This window comes from Phytopseudomonas flavescens, assembly GCF_900100535.1.
Lineage (GTDB): Bacteria > Pseudomonadota > Gammaproteobacteria > Pseudomonadales > Pseudomonadaceae > Aquipseudomonas > Aquipseudomonas flavescens.
In genome coordinates this window covers 1-17,685 of the sequence record NZ_FNDG01000015.1, presented here as the reverse complement: position 1 = coordinate 17,685, position 17,685 = coordinate 1, and the positions used below count along the sequence as shown (strand labels likewise).

The 17,685-nt window shown below is 66.0% G+C and carries 16 protein-coding genes and 1 pseudogene; 11 read left to right on the top strand and 6 right to left on the bottom strand.

Annotated elements, in window-relative coordinates; translation table 11 throughout:
• Positions 1-254: 254 nt before the first annotated feature.
• From BLR94_RS18110 to BLR94_RS18085, 6 genes are all read right to left on the bottom strand, one after another.
• Positions 255-968 (bottom strand): GntR family transcriptional regulator, encoded by a 714-nt coding sequence (locus BLR94_RS18110; RefSeq protein WP_084307519.1) that lies wholly within the window; start codon positions 966-968, stop codon positions 255-257.
• Between the two features lie 66 nt (positions 969-1,034).
• A complete protein-coding gene (locus tag BLR94_RS18105) occupies positions 1,035-1,424 on the bottom strand; it encodes a DUF4345 family protein (protein ID WP_084307520.1) in 390 nt (129 codons plus the stop codon).
• A gap of 79 nt (positions 1,425-1,503) precedes the next feature.
• Positions 1,504-3,960 (bottom strand): TonB-dependent siderophore receptor, encoded by a 2,457-nt coding sequence (locus tag BLR94_RS18100; protein ID WP_084307521.1) that lies wholly within the window; start codon positions 3,958-3,960, stop codon positions 1,504-1,506.
• Between the two features lie 80 nt (positions 3,961-4,040).
• The gene (locus BLR94_RS18095; RefSeq protein ID WP_084307522.1) at positions 4,041-5,009 is read right to left on the bottom strand and encodes a FecR domain-containing protein; all 969 of its coding nucleotides are present in this window, start codon (positions 5,007-5,009) and stop codon (positions 4,041-4,043) included.
• Positions 5,009-5,521 (bottom strand): sigma-70 family RNA polymerase sigma factor, encoded by a 513-nt coding sequence (locus BLR94_RS18090; protein WP_084307523.1) that lies wholly within the window; start codon positions 5,519-5,521, stop codon positions 5,009-5,011. Before BLR94_RS18090 ends, BLR94_RS18095 begins: the two co-directional genes overlap by 1 nt.
• A 136-nt stretch (positions 5,522-5,657) precedes the next feature.
• Positions 5,658-6,524 carry a helix-turn-helix domain-containing protein gene (locus tag BLR94_RS18085; RefSeq protein ID WP_084307524.1) on the bottom strand — a complete coding sequence of 289 codons (867 nt, stop codon included), beginning with the start codon at positions 6,522-6,524 and terminating at the stop codon, positions 5,658-5,660.
• A 143-nt stretch (positions 6,525-6,667) separates the two neighbouring features.
• On the opposite strand from BLR94_RS18085, the gene pobA reads away from it, so the two are divergent.
• The 11 genes and pseudogenes from pobA to BLR94_RS27990 all read left to right on the top strand — a co-directional run.
• The gene (gene pobA, locus BLR94_RS18080) at positions 6,668-7,852 is read left to right on the top strand and encodes a 4-hydroxybenzoate 3-monooxygenase (RefSeq protein ID WP_084307525.1); all 1,185 of its coding nucleotides are present in this window, start codon (positions 6,668-6,670) and stop codon (positions 7,850-7,852) included.
• A gap of 54 nt (positions 7,853-7,906) precedes the next feature.
• Positions 7,907-8,341: a DUF411 domain-containing protein gene (locus tag BLR94_RS18075; protein WP_084307526.1), complete on the top strand. Its 435-nt coding sequence runs from the start codon at positions 7,907-7,909 to the stop codon at positions 8,339-8,341.
• A 16-nt stretch (positions 8,342-8,357) separates the two neighbouring features.
• Complete coding sequence (gene ypfJ, locus BLR94_RS18070; RefSeq protein ID WP_084307527.1) at positions 8,358-9,221, top strand: KPN_02809 family neutral zinc metallopeptidase; 864 nt, start codon at positions 8,358-8,360, stop codon at positions 9,219-9,221.
• 126 nt (positions 9,222-9,347) lie between these two features.
• The gene (gene rfbB / locus BLR94_RS18065; protein WP_084307528.1) at positions 9,348-10,415 is read left to right on the top strand and encodes a dTDP-glucose 4,6-dehydratase; all 1,068 of its coding nucleotides are present in this window, start codon (positions 9,348-9,350) and stop codon (positions 10,413-10,415) included.
• Positions 10,412-11,281: a glucose-1-phosphate thymidylyltransferase RfbA gene (rfbA, locus tag BLR94_RS18060; protein WP_084307529.1), complete on the top strand. Its 870-nt coding sequence runs from the start codon at positions 10,412-10,414 to the stop codon at positions 11,279-11,281. Before rfbB ends, rfbA begins: the two co-directional genes overlap by 4 nt.
• Positions 11,281-11,826 (top strand): dTDP-4-dehydrorhamnose 3,5-epimerase, encoded by a 546-nt coding sequence (gene rfbC, locus BLR94_RS18055; protein ID WP_084307530.1) that lies wholly within the window; start codon positions 11,281-11,283, stop codon positions 11,824-11,826. The genes rfbA and rfbC overlap by 1 nt, the downstream gene beginning before the upstream one ends.
• The gene (gene rfbD / locus BLR94_RS18050) at positions 11,823-12,692 is read left to right on the top strand and encodes a dTDP-4-dehydrorhamnose reductase (protein WP_084307531.1); all 870 of its coding nucleotides are present in this window, start codon (positions 11,823-11,825) and stop codon (positions 12,690-12,692) included. Before rfbC ends, rfbD begins: the two co-directional genes overlap by 4 nt.
• A gap of 128 nt (positions 12,693-12,820) precedes the next feature.
• Positions 12,821-14,638 (top strand): sensor histidine kinase, encoded by a 1,818-nt coding sequence (locus BLR94_RS18045; RefSeq protein WP_175154245.1) that lies wholly within the window; start codon positions 12,821-12,823, stop codon positions 14,636-14,638.
• Complete coding sequence (locus BLR94_RS18040; protein ID WP_084307532.1) at positions 14,635-16,020, top strand: sigma-54-dependent transcriptional regulator; 1,386 nt, start codon at positions 14,635-14,637, stop codon at positions 16,018-16,020. The genes BLR94_RS18045 and BLR94_RS18040 overlap by 4 nt, the downstream gene beginning before the upstream one ends.
• A 342-nt stretch (positions 16,021-16,362) precedes the next feature.
• A complete protein-coding gene (gene dctP / locus BLR94_RS18035; RefSeq protein WP_084307533.1) occupies positions 16,363-17,358 on the top strand; it encodes a C4-dicarboxylate TRAP substrate-binding protein DctP in 996 nt (331 codons plus the stop codon).
• Between the two features lie 166 nt (positions 17,359-17,524).
• Positions 17,525-17,685: pseudogene (locus tag BLR94_RS27990) on the top strand (C4-dicarboxylate ABC transporter); the annotation flags it as partial.

Below are 17,685 nucleotides of genomic sequence, written 5' to 3'. Positions count from 1 at the left end.
CTCATTTAGCCAGCTAAACGTCGCGGCTCGTGCCTTGTTTCGGGGCAAAACGGGATCCGGCGCGGGCGGGGGTGAAACGTCAACAGACGCTAACGCGAGGCCATGAGGCGACGTCGACATTACCCGCCACCCGCTCGATCACTTCGGGCGGATAATCCTCGGCGTTGCTGAACCGCAAGGTCCGCACGATGAGCAGACCGATCGCCTCGGCATCGCTCTCCAGCGCGTAACGGATCGAGCAACCTGACCCGCTCTCAGCCATGCCGCAACACGGTCATCGCCGTCTCGCTCGAATCACCCCGTTGCACCGTACGGGCATAACGCAGGGTGGCGTTGGCATGCTCGCGCATGATGCCTTCGGCACGGGCCCCCTGGCCGTTGACGAGCGCGTCGTAGACGGCGTGATGCTGCATATGGGCGAAGCTGAAGCGCCGGTATTCGCGCGGCAGGTCGTTGCCATCCACCGCCAGGGAACTGACCGAGGCGAAGGGCAGATGATCGTTGCGCGACAGGGCCACGGCGATGGCGCTGTTGCCGCTGGCCTCGATGATCGCCTGGTGAAAGCGCTTGTTGAGGTCGTGATAGGCCTCCAGTTCCTCCATCACCACATGGCCTTTCTCGAACAACCGGTCCCCCTCCACCAGGCAGGCATGCAGGCGGCTGCGCACATCCTCGCAGAGGCCCCGCTCGGCAGCCTGGCGCGCCGCCAGCCCCTCCAGCACGCCGCGTACCTCCACGGCGCCGGCGATATCCTCGTCGGTCACCGCACGAACCGTGTAACCGCGGCCAGGGGCCTTGCAGAGCAGCCCTTCCTGCTCGAGCGTACGAAAAGCGATGCGCACCGGCGTGCGGGAAACCTGCAGCCGCTCGGCGGTGGGAATCTCGGCAACCCGCTCACCCGCCGCCAGTTCGCCACAGGCGATCATCTGCCGCAACGCCGCCAGTACCCGCTGTCCGGATTTGTACATCGCATCAGCCCACCGTCGCCTGGAGAGCGGCCATCATAGCGCCTGCCCGCACCGCTGCGTCAGACCCTAGCGTCCGGCGCGAAGCAGCCAGGCCGCGGCGGCGGCGCACAGCAGTTCGAAAAGGATGGCCCAGAGGTTGAAGGTCTGTTGTGCGCCACCGTCGAGGACGATCCCGGTCAGGCGCGCCAGCGCCAGCCCGGCATACAGCACCAGCAGCAGAATCAGCGCCGGGCGCAGCAGGGCCTGGTGCCACGCCGCGAGGCCGAGGAACAGCGCCAGGCCGAGCGGTAGGCCGCCGTAGCGGGCACGCACGTCGGTCACCGCTGCCGACTCCATCATCAGCATGCCGCTGAGCGACGCCATTTCATGGGGCCACAGGCCATAGAGGATGCCGGCGGCACCCAGCAGCAGCAGTTGCACGACGAGATATACGCGGGCGAGCGACACGATCGACATGGGCGGGCTCCTTGGCTGTCATCGCACTGAGCATAGGCCAGCCGCACCGTCTCCTCCGTGCCGGCACCGCGGGCAGGTTTCAGTAGGTCCAGTTCACCGTCAAGGCGGCATTACGCGGTTCGCCATAGAAGTTGTTGCCGCCGCGATGCCGGTTGGAAACCGGAATGTAGTAGGACTTGTCGCCGAGGTTGTTGCCCACCAGGCTCAGGGTCAGGTGCGGATCGACGCGGAAGGCCAGGTGCGCATTGAACAGCGTATAGCCGCCCTGGTACATGTCGCGGCTGGTGCTGGTGCTGTCCTGGGTGGTCAGCCCGGCGCCCACGCTCAGACGGTCGCTCGCCAGCGGCAGGCGATAGTCGCTGTACAGGCGCAGCAGGTGCTTGGGGAAGGCCTTCTGGAAGGTGTCGCCGGCCTGCGCGCCGCCCGGTACGTCCTCGCGGTATTCGCTGCGGCTGAAGGTATAGCCCGCGTACAGCTGCCAGCGCTCGCTCAGGGCGCCGGAGGCCTCCAGCTCGATGCCCTGACTGCGGACCTTGCCGGCGGCCTCGTAGCAGTTGAGCACACAAGCGGTGTTGCCGTTGTCGATGGCACGGTTCTCCTGGAGGATGCGGAACACCGCGGCCGAAAGGTTGAGGCCGCCGTCGAAGAACTCGCCCTTGACGCCGGTCTCGTAGTTGGCGCCGACGATCGGCGCGAGCGGGCTGCCCGACTCGTCGACCAGGTCCTGCGGCTTGAAGATGCGGGTGTAGCTGGCGTACCACGACAGGGCTTCGGCGAAATCCCAGACCACGCCGCCGTAGGGTGTCAGCTCGCCGGTCTCGCGGTAGGGCGAGCGCCGCTCGGTGTCCCTGGCCAGGTTGCGGAAGCGTGAATTGAAGTAGAAGTCGCTGTAACGGCTGCCGAGGATCAGCCTCAGTTCGTCGCTCAGGTTGAAGCGGGTGGTGGCGTAGACCCCGCGCTGGTAACTGTCGTAGCGAAAGCGGTTGGTGTAGGCGAACTGACGGCGCGGGATACTGGTCGGGTCGAAACCGTAGACATCGACCAGCGACGTCTGCGCGGACGTACCGAGCAGGTTGTCGTAGTGCTCGAGCTGGTAGTCGCCCCCCAGCACCAGGTCGTGCTCGCGCCCCAGCAGGGCGAAGCGGCCGTCGAGATTGAGGCTGGCGGCATACTGGTCGCTCTGCCCCTCACGGGCGATGTAGTTGTTGAGCCGCGCCGTCCCGGCACTGCCGACCCCGGCGGTGCCGTTGCCGAACACACCGATGAATTCGCCCTCGGAATTGGAACGGGTGTAGTTCAGCGACCCGCTCAGGTGCCACGCGTCGCTGAAGCGGTGCGCGACCTCGGCGAACAGGTTGTCCTTCTCGTATACCCGGTGGTTCCAGCTGGCGCCGAGGAAGGTCGAGCGCGGCAGGTCCAGGCTGCCATAGCCGGTGGACATGGGCACGCCGTAGAGATTGGGCACGGTGTGCGACTTCTGCCAGAGGTAACCGCCGCTGAGGGTGGTGTCCGGCGTGATGTCGTAGGCCAGGGTGGTGAAGACCAGCTGGCGGTCGGAGTCCACGTGATCGACGAAGGACTGGCTCTCCTGGTAGGCGGTGACCAGCCGGCCGCGCAGGGCGCCGCCGTCGCTCAGCGGGCCCGACACGTCGACTTCGTTGCGGTACTTGTCCCAGGTGCCGGCGCTGAAGCGGGTGGAGGCCTGGAAATCGCGGGTGGCAGCCTTGCGCACCAGGTTGACGGTACCGCCGGGCTCGCCGCTTCCCTGGGTCAGGCCGGCGGCGCCGCGCAACACTTCGACCCGGTCGTAGATGGCCATGTCCGGCGAATCGCTCGACGCCTCGGCCGAGCCCATGCCCGGCACGCTGCCCTGGAAGAAGGAGGTGGCGCCGTTCTCCTGCACGTTGTCCATGGCGAAACCACGGGAATAGAAACGAACCTGCTCCGGGGTCTCATACAGCACGTTGACGCCGGCGACCTGCTTGAGCGCGTCCTCCAGGCGCGTCATACCCTGGTCATCCATGCGCTTGCGGGTGACCACGCTGACCGACTGCGGGGTCTGGCGAATAGACAGCGGCAGGCGGGTCGCCACTGCCATGCTGCCGGTGGTGTAGGAACCACTGCCCTCGGTGGTGCTGCCCAGGGCGTCGCGGCTGGACTCGACGCGGGTGCTGTCCAGGGTCAGCGCATCGCGCCGCTGCAGGCGCAGGTCCTGGCCGCTGCCCACCACTTCGAGGCCGGTTCCCTCGAGCAGGGCGACGAACCCCTCGTGCAGCCCGTACCGGCCCTGCAACCCAGGCGTGCTGAGCCCCTGGGTCAGCCGGGTGTCGAAGATCAACGCGACACCCTGGCTGGCGGCGAAGCTCGACAGCGCCTGGGCCAAGGAGCCGGCGCCGATCGCGACGCGCGGGCTGGACGTGGCCTCGGCCGGGCCAGCGTGGCTTTCCAGGGGCAGCCCCAGGACCAGGCAGGCAAAGAGGCTGCAATTGAAACGGGAAACGCGCGCCGACGGGCGCGATGGGGTGGACGTGTTCACGAAGCGAGCTCCATACGGTGGTTGGCACCATGGAAGCCAAGCGAGGACGCGAAAGTGTCAGGCATCGGCCGATTATTTTTTCAGCGCGCCGCCGTCAGGGCCTCGACCCGGACCCAGTAGCGCGAGAAATAACGCACCTTCACCGGCAGGATCCGCTCGAGCTGCTGCAGCAGACGGTCACTGTCGTCGAGGGCGAACACCCCCGACACCAGCAGGGCACCGGCCCGCGCGTCGCACCCCAGCAAGCCGCGGCGGTGCTGCGCCAGATGGCGCAGGTAACGCGCCAATGGCATGCCATCGGCGAAGATCAGCCCCTGCTCCCAGGCCGCTACGTGTGGATCGACGGGATAGACCTGCCACGTCGCGCCGGGTCCCAGGCGCAGGGCCTGGCCCGCCGCCAGGTCGTGGGGCGGGGCGGCGGACGGCTGCACGCGCAGCGCCCCCTCGAACAGCGACACCTCGACCTCGCCATCCAGGTCGCTGACCATGAACCGCGTGCCCATGACCCGCAGGCTGCCGCGCGAGGTCTGCACCAGGAAGGGAATCGCGGCGTAGGCCGGGGCATGGCCGGTGTCGACGGTGATTTCGCCGTGATACAGGTGCAGCAGGCGCTGCGCCTGGTCGAAACGCACGTCCACGGCGCTGCGTGCATTCAGGTGCAGCACGGTGCCATCGGCGAGGATCCACTGCCGCCGCTCGGCGGTGGCCGTGCGGTAGTCGGCGAACGACCGCTGCCACAGCTCGCTGCGCATGCCCCAGAAGGCGCTGCCCCCAACGGCCACGGACGCACTGAGCAGCTTGAGTGCTGCACGACGATCGACGCCCGCTCGCTGCAGGGTACCGTGAGCGATGTCGGCGGGCAGCCCCTGGAAACGCCCGACCACCTCTTCCACCTGGGCCCAGGCGGCCGCATGCTCCGGCGCCGCCTGCAGCCATTGCTGCCAGCGGCTGCGCTGGGCATCATCCACCTGGCCGGACGACAGCCGGGCGTACCAGTCGGCCGCCTGCTGCTGGGCCTGCGCCAGGCGGCGAGGCGTGGAGCCGCCCATCAGCGTTGCTCCCGGGCCAGCGCGGCCATGCAGTGCAGCAACGCGCGGGCGATGTACTGGCGCACCGAACTGCTCGAGACACCGAGCCGCTCGGCGATCTGCCGGTGCGTCAGACCCTCCAGCTGACACAGCAGGAAAGCACGGCGAACCTTGGCCGGCAGGCCATCGAGCATGACATCGATGGCCTGCAGGGTCTGCAGCAGTTGCCAACGCTCCTCCGGCGAGGGCACCAGGTGCTCGGGCAACTGCGCCAGGGCCTCGAGGTAGCTCTGCTCCAATTGCCGACGCCGCAGGAAATTCACCAGCAGGCCGTGGGCGATTGTCGACAGGTAGGCCTTGGGCTGCTCGATGCGTTCGCCGGCACGTTTGGCCAGTACCCGGACGAAGGTGTCCTGGGCCAGATCGGCCGCCACCTCCGGGCAGTTCAGGCGGCGCTGCAGCCAGCGCTTGAGCCATGGGTGATGTTCGCCATACAGCGCGTCAAACGCTCGATGCTGCTCGTGATCAACCATGCATTCGTCCAGAAGATTAAGGCCTGATGCCACCTCGGCTGAGCCCCCGATGGTCGACGGCCCAGGAGAGATAATGGCAAATGAGAATCATTATTTCACGATACCCTCCGTCGGGAAAAGCTGCCGAGCCACGCGCCTAGCGCTGACGACGGAACGCGCTGGGTGTCAGGCCGGTAAGGCGCTTGAAGAAGCGCGAAAAATACGCCGGCTCGGAGAACTGCAGGGCGTCGGCGATCTGGCCCAGGGTCATGGACGAATACACCAGCAGACGCTTGGCCTCTAGCAACTGGCGCTGGTGGATCAGCGCCTGGGCGCTCTGCCCGGCGTAGCGGCGGGTCATGCCGTTGAGGTGGGCGGTGGTGATGCCCAGCCGCCGAGCGTATTCCTCGACCGACAGCTGCTCGCGAAAATGCTGCTCCACCAGGCGGTTGAAGGCGACCAGATGGCGCTCGCCCCGCAGCGGCCGGTCAGCGGCCTGGCGCACCAGCAGCTGACGACCGAGCCACACCGACAGCATGCCGACCAGCGACTGCAGCAACAGGTTACGCGCTGGCGCGCTGTGCTCGTACTCCCGGTCGAGGGCATCGAACAGGGTATCCAGGTAGGGCCGGTCAGCACCGACCGGATATCGCGCCGGTGCGTTGAACACCGGATGGCGGGCGCCCAGGTGCGCCTCCAGTTGCGTGACCAGCGGCGCCGCCAGGGTCAGCACGTAGCCGTCGACATCGTCGGAAAACCGGAAGCCGTGCACGCACAGCGGCGGCAGCACCTGCAGCGCGGCCTCTTCGATGCGCGACTGTACGCCTTCCACCTCGATCAGCGCCCGGCCATGGCGCAGATACAGCAGTTGCAGCAGATCCGGATGGCGATGGGGCGCGATCACCCAGTCGTGCAGGCGGCTGCGCTTGGCGATCGACTCGCAGTGCAGCAGGTCGGGCGTCGGCCACTCCAGGGTGTCGCCATACAACTTGAATACCGGCACGGCGATCTGCTGCTGGCTCATGGTGCGTTCCCGAGGAAAATGGCCGATAGGCGAACGGAGTTTACGAAAGTCCAAGTAAACGAGGTGAATTTGCCTTATCCAGCGGCCAGGACCCATCAAAAATACAAGGACAACGGTCCCTACAACAATATCGAGGACAGCCCATGAAAACCTCCGTCGCCATTATCGGAGCCGGCCCATCCGGCCTGCTGCTCGGCCAGTTGCTGCACCAGGCGGGCATCGACACCGTCATTCTCGAACGGCAGACACCCGACTACGTGCTCGGCCGCATACGCGCCGGGGTGCTCGAGCAAGGCATGGTGGATCTGCTGCGCGAGGCTGGCGTGGGCGCGCGCATGGACCGCGAGGGGCTGGTGCACGACGGCTTCGAGCTGGCCTTCGACGGCCGTCGCGAACGCATCGACCTCAAGGGCCTGAGCGGCGGCAAGACGGTAATGATCTACGGCCAGACCGAAGTCACCCGCGACCTGATGCGAGCCCGCGCCGCCAGCGGCGCAACCACTCACTACGACGTCAGCGACGTGCGCCTGCACGACCTGAAGGACGGCTCGCCCCACGTCACCTACCGCAAGGATGGCATCGAGCATCGCCTCGACTGCGACTACATCGCCGGCTGCGACGGCTTTCATGGCGTGTCACGTCAATCGATTCCCGCCGACACCCTGCAGGTGTTCGAGCGGGTCTATCCGTTTGGCTGGCTGGGCGTCCTGGCCGACACGCCGCCGGTGGCCGAGGAACTGATCTACGCCAGCCACCCGCGTGGCTTCGCCCTGTGCAGCATGCGCTCGGCGACGCGCACCCGCTACTACGTGCAGGTGGGCCTCGAGGAACAGGTGGAGGACTGGTCCGACGAGCGCTTCTGGGATGAACTCAGAGCGCGCCTGCCAGCGGAGACCGCGGCCAATCTGGTGACCGGCCCGTCCCTCGAGAAGAGCATCGCCCCGCTGCGCAGCTTCGTCGTCGAGCCCATGCAGTATGGCCGCCTGTTCCTGCTCGGCGACGCTGCCCACATCGTGCCGCCGACCGGCGCCAAGGGCCTCAACCTGGCCGCCAGCGATGTCAGCACGCTGTACCGCATCCTGCTCGAGGTTTACCGCGAAGGCCGTACCGAGCTGCTCGAACGCTACTCGGCGATCTGCCTGCGTCGCGTGTGGAAAGCCGAGCGGTTTTCCTGGTGGATGACCGGGCTGCTGCACAACTTTCCGGATACCGACGCCTTCACCGTGCGCATGCGCCAGACCGAACTGGATTACTTCGTCGGCTCCGAGGCGGGCCGCACCAGCATCGCCGAGAATTACGTGGGGCTGCCCTACGAAGCCATCGAATGAGGTAAATGTGCTGCCACGGCGCTATGCTCGCGGAACCCTACCGAGGATTCCAGCATGCGCCCACTGCTGTTGCTCGCCGGCCTGTTCGCCGGCATCGCCCAGGCCGCCGAGCCACCGACCATCGACGTCCACCGCGATGCCAACTGCGGTTGCTGCAAGGGCTGGATCAGCCATCTGCAGGCCAACGGCTTCCAGGTCAACGACCATGTCGAGACCGACATGCATAGGGTCAAACAGCGCCTCGGCGTGCCCGAGCATCTGGGCTCCTGCCACACCGCCGTGATCGACGGCAAATTCGTCGAGGGCCATGTGCCGGCGGCGGACATCCTCGCCCTGCGCCGGCGCCCGGATCTGCTCGGCATCGCCGCACCGGGCATGCCCACCGGCGCGCCAGGCATGGAGCGCGGCGACATCCGCGACGCTTATCAGGTCATCGGCCTGGACGCACGCGGCGAGGAAAGCGTGGTCAGTAGCTACCCGGGCAACTGATTGAAAGGACAATGCCATGCGCTGGAAACGAGCACGACGCAGTGACAACGTGGTGGATGCCCGCGGCAGCGGTGGGTCACGCTTCGGCGGTGGCCGCGGCCTGGGCCTGGGCGGTATCGCCATCGTGGTGGTGGTCGGCCTGCTAATGGGCCAGGATCCGTTGCAGATTCTCGGCCAGCTGGCCGGCCAGTCGGGCGGCTACAGCACCAGCCAGACGGAGCAGCCAGCGGCGGATGACGAACAGTCGCAATTCGTGCGGGCGATCCTCGGCGATACCGAAGACACCTGGCGCGATATCTTCCAGTCCGCCAATCGCCAGTATCAGGATCCGACGCTGGTGCTGTTCGATGGCGGCGTGAACTCCGCCTGCGGCTTCGCCAATTCGGCGGTCGGCCCCTTCTATTGCCCGGGCGACAAGCAGGTCTATCTGGATCTGAGTTTCTTCCGTGACTTGGAACAGCGCTACGGCGCGGCGGGCGACTTTGCCCAGGCCTATGTGATCGCCCACGAGGTCGGCCACCACGTGCAGACCCTGCTGGGCGTCTCCGCCAAGGTCGCTGCGGCGCGCCAGCGCGGCGAGAACCTGGAAGGCGCCAACGGCCTGCTGGTTCGCCAGGAACTGCAGGCCGACTGTCTGGCCGGGATCTGGGCGCACCACGCACAGCGGCGCCTGGACTGGCTCGAGCCCGGTGACCTCGAAGAAGCCCTGAACGCCGCCAACGCCATCGGCGACGATCGCCTGCAGCAACAGGCCCACGGCAGGGTGGTGCCCGACTCCTTCACCCACGGCACCTCGGAGCAGCGCGTGCGCTGGTTCACCACCGGCTTCGAGGGTGGCCAGGTCAGTGCCTGCGACACCTTTTCCAGCGCGCGACTGTAAACCGCCAGCCGCACCCGGCTCATGGCACGCGCCACCCCGGCTCGCGGAAGCGGCCGGGGCTTGCCCGCTGTACGCAAAACCTGCCGGGCAGGCATACTTCACACTTTTACCGTCGGGTTATCCTTCATGCGCATTCTCGTCACCGGCGGCGCGGGCTTCATTGGCTCCGCGCTGATTCGCCACCTGATCAACGATACCGATCATGAGGTGCTCAATCTCGACAAGCTGACCTACGCCGGCAATCTGGAATCCTTGCGGCAAGTCGAGAACGACCCGCGCTACCGCTTCGTGCAGGCGGACATCGGCGACCAGGCCGCGGTGGCCGATGCCCTGCAGCGTTTTCAGCCGGACGCCATCATGCACCTGGCGGCCGAGTCCCACGTAGACCGCTCCATCGACGGCCCTGCGGCGTTCATCCAGACCAACATCGTCGGCACCTACGCCCTGCTCGAGGCCACCCGCGCCTACTGGCTAGGGCTGGACGAACAGCGTCGCCAGGCCTTCCGCTTCCATCACATTTCCACCGATGAGGTGTATGGCGACCTGCACGGCGTCGACGACCTGTTCACCGAGCAGACACCCTACGCCCCCAGCTCGCCCTACTCGGCCAGCAAGGCCGCGTCCGACCACCTGGTGCGCGCCTGGCAGCGCACCTACGGCCTCCCCGTGCTGCTGACCAACTGTTCGAACAACTACGGCCCGTACCACTTCCCGGAGAAGCTGATCCCGCTGGTCATCCTCAACGCCCTGGATGGCAAGCCGCTGCCGGTATATGGCAACGGCCAGCAGGTGCGCGACTGGCTGTTCGTCGAGGACCATGCCCGCGCCCTGCTGCAGGTGGTCAGCCGCGGCGCGGTGGGCGAGACCTACAACATCGGCGGCCACAACGAGCAGAAGAACCTCGACGTGGTACAGGCCATCTGCGACCTGCTCGACGAGCTGCAGCCGCGCGCGGCGGGCTCCTACCGCGAGCAGATCACCTTCGTCACCGACCGCCCCGGCCACGACCTGCGCTACGCCATCGACGCCGGCAAGATCGAGCGCGAGCTGGGCTGGACGCCGGAAGAGACCTTCCCCAGCGGCCTGCGCAAGACCGTGCGCTGGTACCTGGACAACCTCGACTGGTGCCGCCGCGTACAGGACGGCAGCTATCAGCGTGAGCGGCTCGGCGCCCCCAAGGAGCAACAACAGTGAAAGGCATCATTCTCGCCGGCGGTTCCGGCACCCGGCTGCACCCGATCACCCTGGGCGTGTCCAAGCAACTGCTGCCGATCTACGACAAGCCGATGATCTACTACCCGCTGTCGGTGCTGATGCTGGCCGGCATCCGCGAGATCCTGATCATTTCCACGCCCCACGACCTGCCGCAGTTCCAGAAGATGCTTGGCGACGGCAGTCAGTTCGGCCTGCAACTGAGCTACGCCGAACAGCCCGAGCCGGATGGCCTGGCACGCGCCTTCATCATTGGCGAGCCGTTCATCGGTGACGACTCGGTGTGCCTGATCCTCGGCGACAACATCTTCCACGGTCAGCACTTCACCGAAAAACTGCTGCGTGCGGCCGCTGCGGACAAGGGCGCCACGGTCTTCGGCTACTGGGTCAAGGACCCGCAGCGCTTCGGCGTGGTCGAATTCGATGCCCAGGGCCAGGCCATTTCCATCGAGGAAAAACCAGCACAGCCGCGCTCCCAGTATGCGGTGACCGGGCTGTATTTCTACGACAACGACGTGATCGAAATCGCCAAGGCAGTCAAGCCTTCGCCACGTGGCGAACTGGAAATCACCGACGTCAACAATGCCTACCTGCAGCGCGGTAATCTGCGCGTGGAACGCCTCGGCCGTGGCTTCGCCTGGCTCGACACCGGCACCCACGACAGCCTGCTGGAAGCCTCGCAATACGTGCAAACCATCGAGCACCGCCAGGGTCTGAAGGTCGCCTGCCTGGAAGAAATCGCCTATGGGCAGGACTGGATCGATCGTGACCGCCTGCTGCAACAGGCCAAGGCGCTTGGCAAAACCGGCTATGGCCAGTACCTGTTCGGGCTGGCCGAGGACAATTGATGCAAGTCATCCAAACCGAAATCCCCGATGTACTCATTCTGCAACCCAAGGTGTTCGGTGATGAGCGGGGCTTCTTCTTCGAAAGCTTCAATGCCCGGGCGTTCGCCGACGCCACCAGCCTGAATCTTCAGTTCGTCCAGGACAACCATTCGCGCTCGCAGCGCGGGGTGTTGCGCGGTCTGCACTATCAGGTGCAACAGGCCCAGGGCAAGCTGGTGCGGGTCACGGCGGGCGAAGTGTATGACGTCGCCGTGGACCTGCGCCGCCAGTCGCCGACCTTCGGCCAGTGGGTCGGCACCCATCTTTCCGCCGACAACAAGCGCCAGATGTGGGTACCGGAAGGCTTCGCCCATGGTTTTCTGGTGCTCAGCGAATTCGCCGAATTCCTCTACAAGACCACCGACTACTACGCCCCGGCCCATGAGCGTTGCATCCGCTGGGATGATCCCAGCCTGGCCATCGATTGGCCCCTGCAAGGCGAACCCAGCCTGTCGGCGAAGGATCAGCAGGGCCTGCGCTTCGACCAAGCCGAGCTGTTTCCATGAAGATCCTTCTGCTCGGCCAGCACGGCCAGGTCAGCCGCGAGCTGCAGTTGCTGCTTGGTGAGCAGCACGAGCTCATCGTGCTGGGCCGAGAGCAACTCGACCTGGCCGATACCGGGCGCATTCGTGAGGCCGTACGCCACCTGCGCCCCGAACTGATCGTCAATGCCGCCGCTCACACGGCAGTGGATGCGGCAGAAAGCGAGCCGGGCGCCGCCTTCGCGATCAATGCCACCGCCCCCGGCGTGCTCGCCGAGGAAGCGGCAGACCTCGACATGCCGCTGATCCACTACTCCACCGATTACGTGTTCGACGGCAGCAAGCCCGCCGCCTACCGCGAAGACGATACCCCCAACCCGCTGAGCGTCTATGGGCGCAGCAAGCTGGCCGGCGAACGTGCCATCACCGCGGTCGGTGGCCAGCACCTGATCCTGCGCACCAGTTGGGTGTATTCCCTGCACGGACGCAACTTCCTGCTGACCATGCAGCGCCTGTTGCAGGAACGCGAGCAGCTCAGCGTGGTGGCCGACCAGATCGGCGCACCCACCTGGGCGGGCAGCATCGCCGCGGCCACCGCCCAGTTGATCGAGCGCTGGCAAACGCAGCAGACCGCAGCCTGGGGCGTCTATCACTTCACCGCCCGTGGCGAGACCTCCTGGTTCGGCTTCGCCGAAGCCATCGCCGCGCAGTTGCAGGCCCAAGGCAAAACCGTCGCGCAACTGACGCCGATTGCCACCACCGACTACCCGACCCCCGCGCAGCGCCCCCTCAACTCGCGACTGGACGGCACTCGCCTGGAGCAAGGCTGGGACGTATGCCTGCCGGATTGGCAGGACGGCCTGCTGGAATGCCTGAGCAGCCCACGCTGACGCCACGGCGCAGCCTGGGTTGAGCGCAGCGATACCCAGGGCCTTAACACGTCGCATGCGCTCGCCCCGGGCTACCAGGCTGAAAGCTTATGCGCTCATAATGCCCGGGTCTTCCCGGCGCGCATTTCATGAACACGATTCCCACCACCATGCCCAAACGCCCACGCTGGCGCAGCCTGGCCCTGCTGGCGCTGTTGCTGGCGCCCCTGCTATGGCCGCTGCAGCACCTGGCCGAGCGTTACTACCGCGCCGAACTGACCGAGCAGAATCGTCAGACCCTCGACCTGTACGTGGCCAACCTGCTGGGTACCTTGCGCCGTTACGAAGTGCTGCCTCCGATTCTTGGCGACCTGCCAGGCCTGCGTACCGTCCTCGCGACGCCGGCAGACGAGGCGGCCCAGGCCGCGGCCAACCAGTTGCTCAAGCGGGTTCGCCAGCAGACCGGTGCCGACGTGATCTACCTGATGAACCCTGCCGGAGAAACCCTGGCCGCCTCCAACTGGGACCAGCAGGACACCTTCGTGCGCGGCAACTTCGCCTTCCGGCCCTACTTCCAGGAAGCCCTGGCCGGCCGCCTGGGACGTTTCTTCGGCCTCGGCACCACCTCCGGCAAGCGCGGCTATTACTTCGCCTCCGCCGTCTACGATGACACCCGCAAGATCGGCGTCATGGTCATCAAGGTCGACCTCGACCATACCGAAAGCCTGTGGGGCAATACCCCGGAACAACTACTGGTGACCGACGGCAATGGCGTGGTGATCCTCACCTCGCGGCCGGACTGGCGGTTTCACGCCAGCCGTCCGCTGGACAAGGCCGAGCGTGCTTCCATCGCCGCCATCCAGCCGTACCCGACCCAATCGCCGCCGCCCCTGCACCTCGATGCCGATGTCTGGCTGACCCAGAGCCGGGTGCTCGACGAGACTGGCTGGAGCGTCAGCATTCTCGCCCCCCGCGTGGCACTCGACCGCTCGGTACGCACGGTGGTGGCCATCGGTGGCGGCGCCCTGCTGGTACTGATTCTGCTCCTCGGCCTGATGATGCAGCGACGCCGTCACTACCTCGACCGCATCGCCCTCAGCACACGGGCCCGCCAGGAACTGGAGCAGCGCGTGCAGGAACGTACCCAGGATCTGGAGCGCCTCAACAGCCACCTGAAACAGGAAGTACTGGAGCGCGAGCAGGCCCAGCAGGAGTTGGTGCAGGCCCAGGACGAGCTGGTGCAGGCCAGCAAGCTGACGGCCCTGGGCACCATGAGCGCCAGCATCAGCCACGAACTCAATCAGCCACTGGCGGCCATCCGCAGCTATGCGGAGAACGCCGGGGTGCTGCTCGATCACCAACGCATCGAGGATGCTCGCGGCAACTTGAAGCTGATCAGCCAGCTTACCGAGCGCATGGCCTCGATCATCGCTCACCTGCGCGCCTTCGCCCGGCGCGACCGGCATGCCCCGGAAAGCGTGGCCCTGCAACCGGCCATCGACGATGCCCTGGCGCTGCTGGCCAAGCGCCGGCGCGCCATGGACGTGGAACTGATCCGCGACTTGCCCGATGCCACGCTCTGGGTGCAGGCCGGCGAAACCCGCCTGCGCCAGGTGCTCAGCAACCTGCTGGCCAATGCCCTCGACGCCCTCGGCGAACGGGCGCAGCCGCGGCGCATCTGGATCAGCACCGAGCTGCACGACGACCTGGTCGAGCTGCACCTGCGCGACAACGGCCCGGGCTTTTCCGAGACCGCCCTGGCCCACGCCCGGGAACCCTTCTTCACCACCAAGACCAGCGCCCAGGGCCTCGGCCTCGGCCTGGCGATCTGCGACACCCTGATGCGCGCCCTGGGTGGCGAGCTGCTATTCAGCAACCACCCCAAAGGGGGGGCTCACCTGATCCTGCGCCTGCACAGCGCCGACAATGGCGTGAACATCCAGCCGCCCGAGGACTTCGCCGTATGACCACCATCGACGCCCGCACCCAGGTCCTGCTGATCGACGACGATCCGCACCTGCGCCAGGCCCTCAGCCAGACCCTTGACCTGGCCGGCCTCAAGGTCGCCACCCTGGCCGATGCCAAGGGCCTCGCCGAGCGCATCGACCGCAGCTGGCCCGGCGTGGTGGTCAGCGATATCCGCATGCCCGGCGTCGACGGCCTGCAATTGCTCAAGCAACTGCACGAACAGGATCCTGAGCTGCCGGTTCTACTGATCACCGGCCATGGCGACGTGCCCCTGGCCGTACAGGCCATGCGCGCCGGTGCCTACGACTTCCTGGAGAAGCCCTTCGCCAGCGAAGACCTGCTGGAAAGCGTGCGCCGCGCCCTGGCCCTGCGGCGCCTGGTGCTGGACAACCGCAGCCTGCGTCTGGCCCTTGCCGACCGCCAGCAACTGTCAGCTCGCCTGGTCGGGCACTCGCCCGCGATCCAGCGCCTGCGCGAGCAGATCGGCTCCCTCGCGGGGATCAGCACCGATGTGCTGATCCTCGGTGAAACCGGTGCCGGCAAGGAAGTGGTGGCGCGCGCCCTGCACGACCTGTCGAGCCGACGTGACGGTCCGTTCGTGGCCATCAACGCCGGCGCACTGGCCGAATCCGTGGTGGAAAGCGAGCTGTTCGGCCACGAGCCCGGCGCCTTCACCGGTGCGCAGAAACGCCGCATCGGCAAATTCGAGTTCGCCAACGGCGGCACCCTGTTCCTCGACGAGATCGAGAGCATGAGCCTGGAGGTGCAGGTCAAGCTGCTGCGCCTGCTGCAGGAGCGCGTGGTCGAACGCCTTGGCGGCAACCAGCTGATCCCTCTGGATATCCGCGTGATCGCAGCCACCAAGGAAGACCTGCGCACCGCTGCCGACCAGGGGCGCTTCCGCGCCGACCTGTATTACCGGTTGAACGTCGCCCCACTGCGTATTCCGCCACTGCGCGAACGCGGCGAAGACATCCTGGTGCTGTTCCAGCACTTCGCCAACAACGCCAGCACCCGCCACGGCCTGACCCAGCGCGAACTGCAGCCCGGCCAGCGCGCCCTGCTGCTGCGTCATCCCTGGCCGGGCAACGTGCGGGAACTGCAGAACGCTGGCGAGCGCTTCGCACTGGGGCTGGACCTGGGCCTGGAATTGTCCCATGACAGCCCGTTGCACAATGCCCCCCTGTCCGGGAGCCTGAGCGAGCAGGTCGAGGCCTTCGAGCGCGCGCTGATCGCCGCCGAGCTGACCCGCAACCACGGCTCGTTGCGCAGCCTGGCCGAGGCCCTGGGCGTGCCGCGCAAGACCCTGCACGACAAATTGCGCAAGCATGCGCTCAACTTCGCTGACGCTGGCGGAAGCTCGCCAGAGGACATCGAATAGATAAGCGGATTCCTGCCGATAAATCCGCTCCTCTTTCAGACACCTGGTAAAACCCGCTGGCCGCAATGGCTAGCGGCGTATCCCAAGCGAATCAAGCGAGCCATGCCGGACGCGGCTTTGCGTCTGACGCAAAGCCGCCCTGCGCGGTTTCGCCGCACAATGGCACAGCACTTGCTCTAGTCCGATCCAGCGAAAAACAAGTACAGGTCCAGGCCAATCGCTGCCAACCGATGCTGCCGTCTCCACGGCAATCCTCGACTTGCCCTTGTTCGCTCGTTTCAGCGCCCCATCGAGGGTGCGCCATCCAACAACAAGACAGGCAACAACAAGAGGAAGCATCCCATGTTCAATTTCACTGCCAAGGCGCTGGTCTGCGCCCTGTCGCTGAGCATCGCAGGCCTGGCCCAGGCTGCCGATCCAATCTCCATCAAGTTCGCCCACGTGGTTGCCGAGCACACGCCGAAAGGCCAGGGCGCGCTGCTGTTCAAGAAGCTCGTCGACGAGCGCCTGGACGGCAAGGTGACCGTGCAGGTCTACCCGAACTCCTCGCTGTTCGGCGACGGCAAGGAAATGGAAGCGCTGCTGCTCGGCGACGTACAGATCATCGCCCCGTCCCTGGCCAAGTTCGAACACTACACCAAGCAGATCCAGATCTTCGACCTGCCGTTCCTGTTCAACGACATCAGCGCCGTCGATCGTTTCCAGCAAAGCCCTGAAGGCAAATCCCTGCTGACCAGCATGCAAAGCAAAGGCATCACCGGTCTGGGTTACTGGCACAACGGCATGAAGCAGCTGTCTGCCAACAAGAAGCTGGTCGAACCCAAGGACGCCCGCGGCCTGAAATTCCGCGTACAGGCTTCCGCCGTGCTCGACGAGCAATTCAAGGCCCTGCGCGCCGCGCCGCGCAAGATGAGCTTCGCCGAGGTCTATCAAGGCCTGCAGACTGGCGTGGTCAATGGTGCCGAAAACCCCTACTCGAATATCTACAGCCAGAAGATGCACGAAGTGCAGAAGTTCATCACCGAGTCCGACCACGGCGTGCTGGACTACATGGTGATCACCAACACCAAGTTCTGGGACGGCCTGCCGGAAGACATCCGTACCGAGCTGACCGCGATCCTGGCCGAGGTCACCGTCGAGGTGAACAAGCAGGCCGAGGCGCTGAACCAGAACGACAAGCAGCGCATCATCGATGCCGGCACCACCGAAATCGTCACCCTGACGCCCGAACAGCGCGAACTGTGGCGTGAAGCCATGCGTCCGGTGTGGAAGAAGTTCGAAGGCGAGATCGGTGCCGACCTGATCAAGGCTGCCGAAGCCGCCAACCAGGCCAACTAAGGCCGCCCGGCTCCGCATGCTGGAGCCATCCGGTGGCGACTCCTGAACGGGGTCGTCACCCGCTTTACCGACAGAGACACGTCAAGGCTGCAGCCTGGCTGCCGAGCCCTGGGCGTCGCTGTCCCTCACGTCGCTTCGCGACCGTTCTATTGACGGAGATAACCCCATGCACGCTGTCGCTCGTGTCTGGAACCAAGCGGAAGAAATGCTGGTGGCGTTCCTGCTCGCCGGCATGACCCTGGTCACCTTCTCGTACGTGGTGTTCAACAACCTCTACGGCGTTTTCTATGCCCTTGGCGATGCGCTGCCGTTCGCAGGCGATGCGCT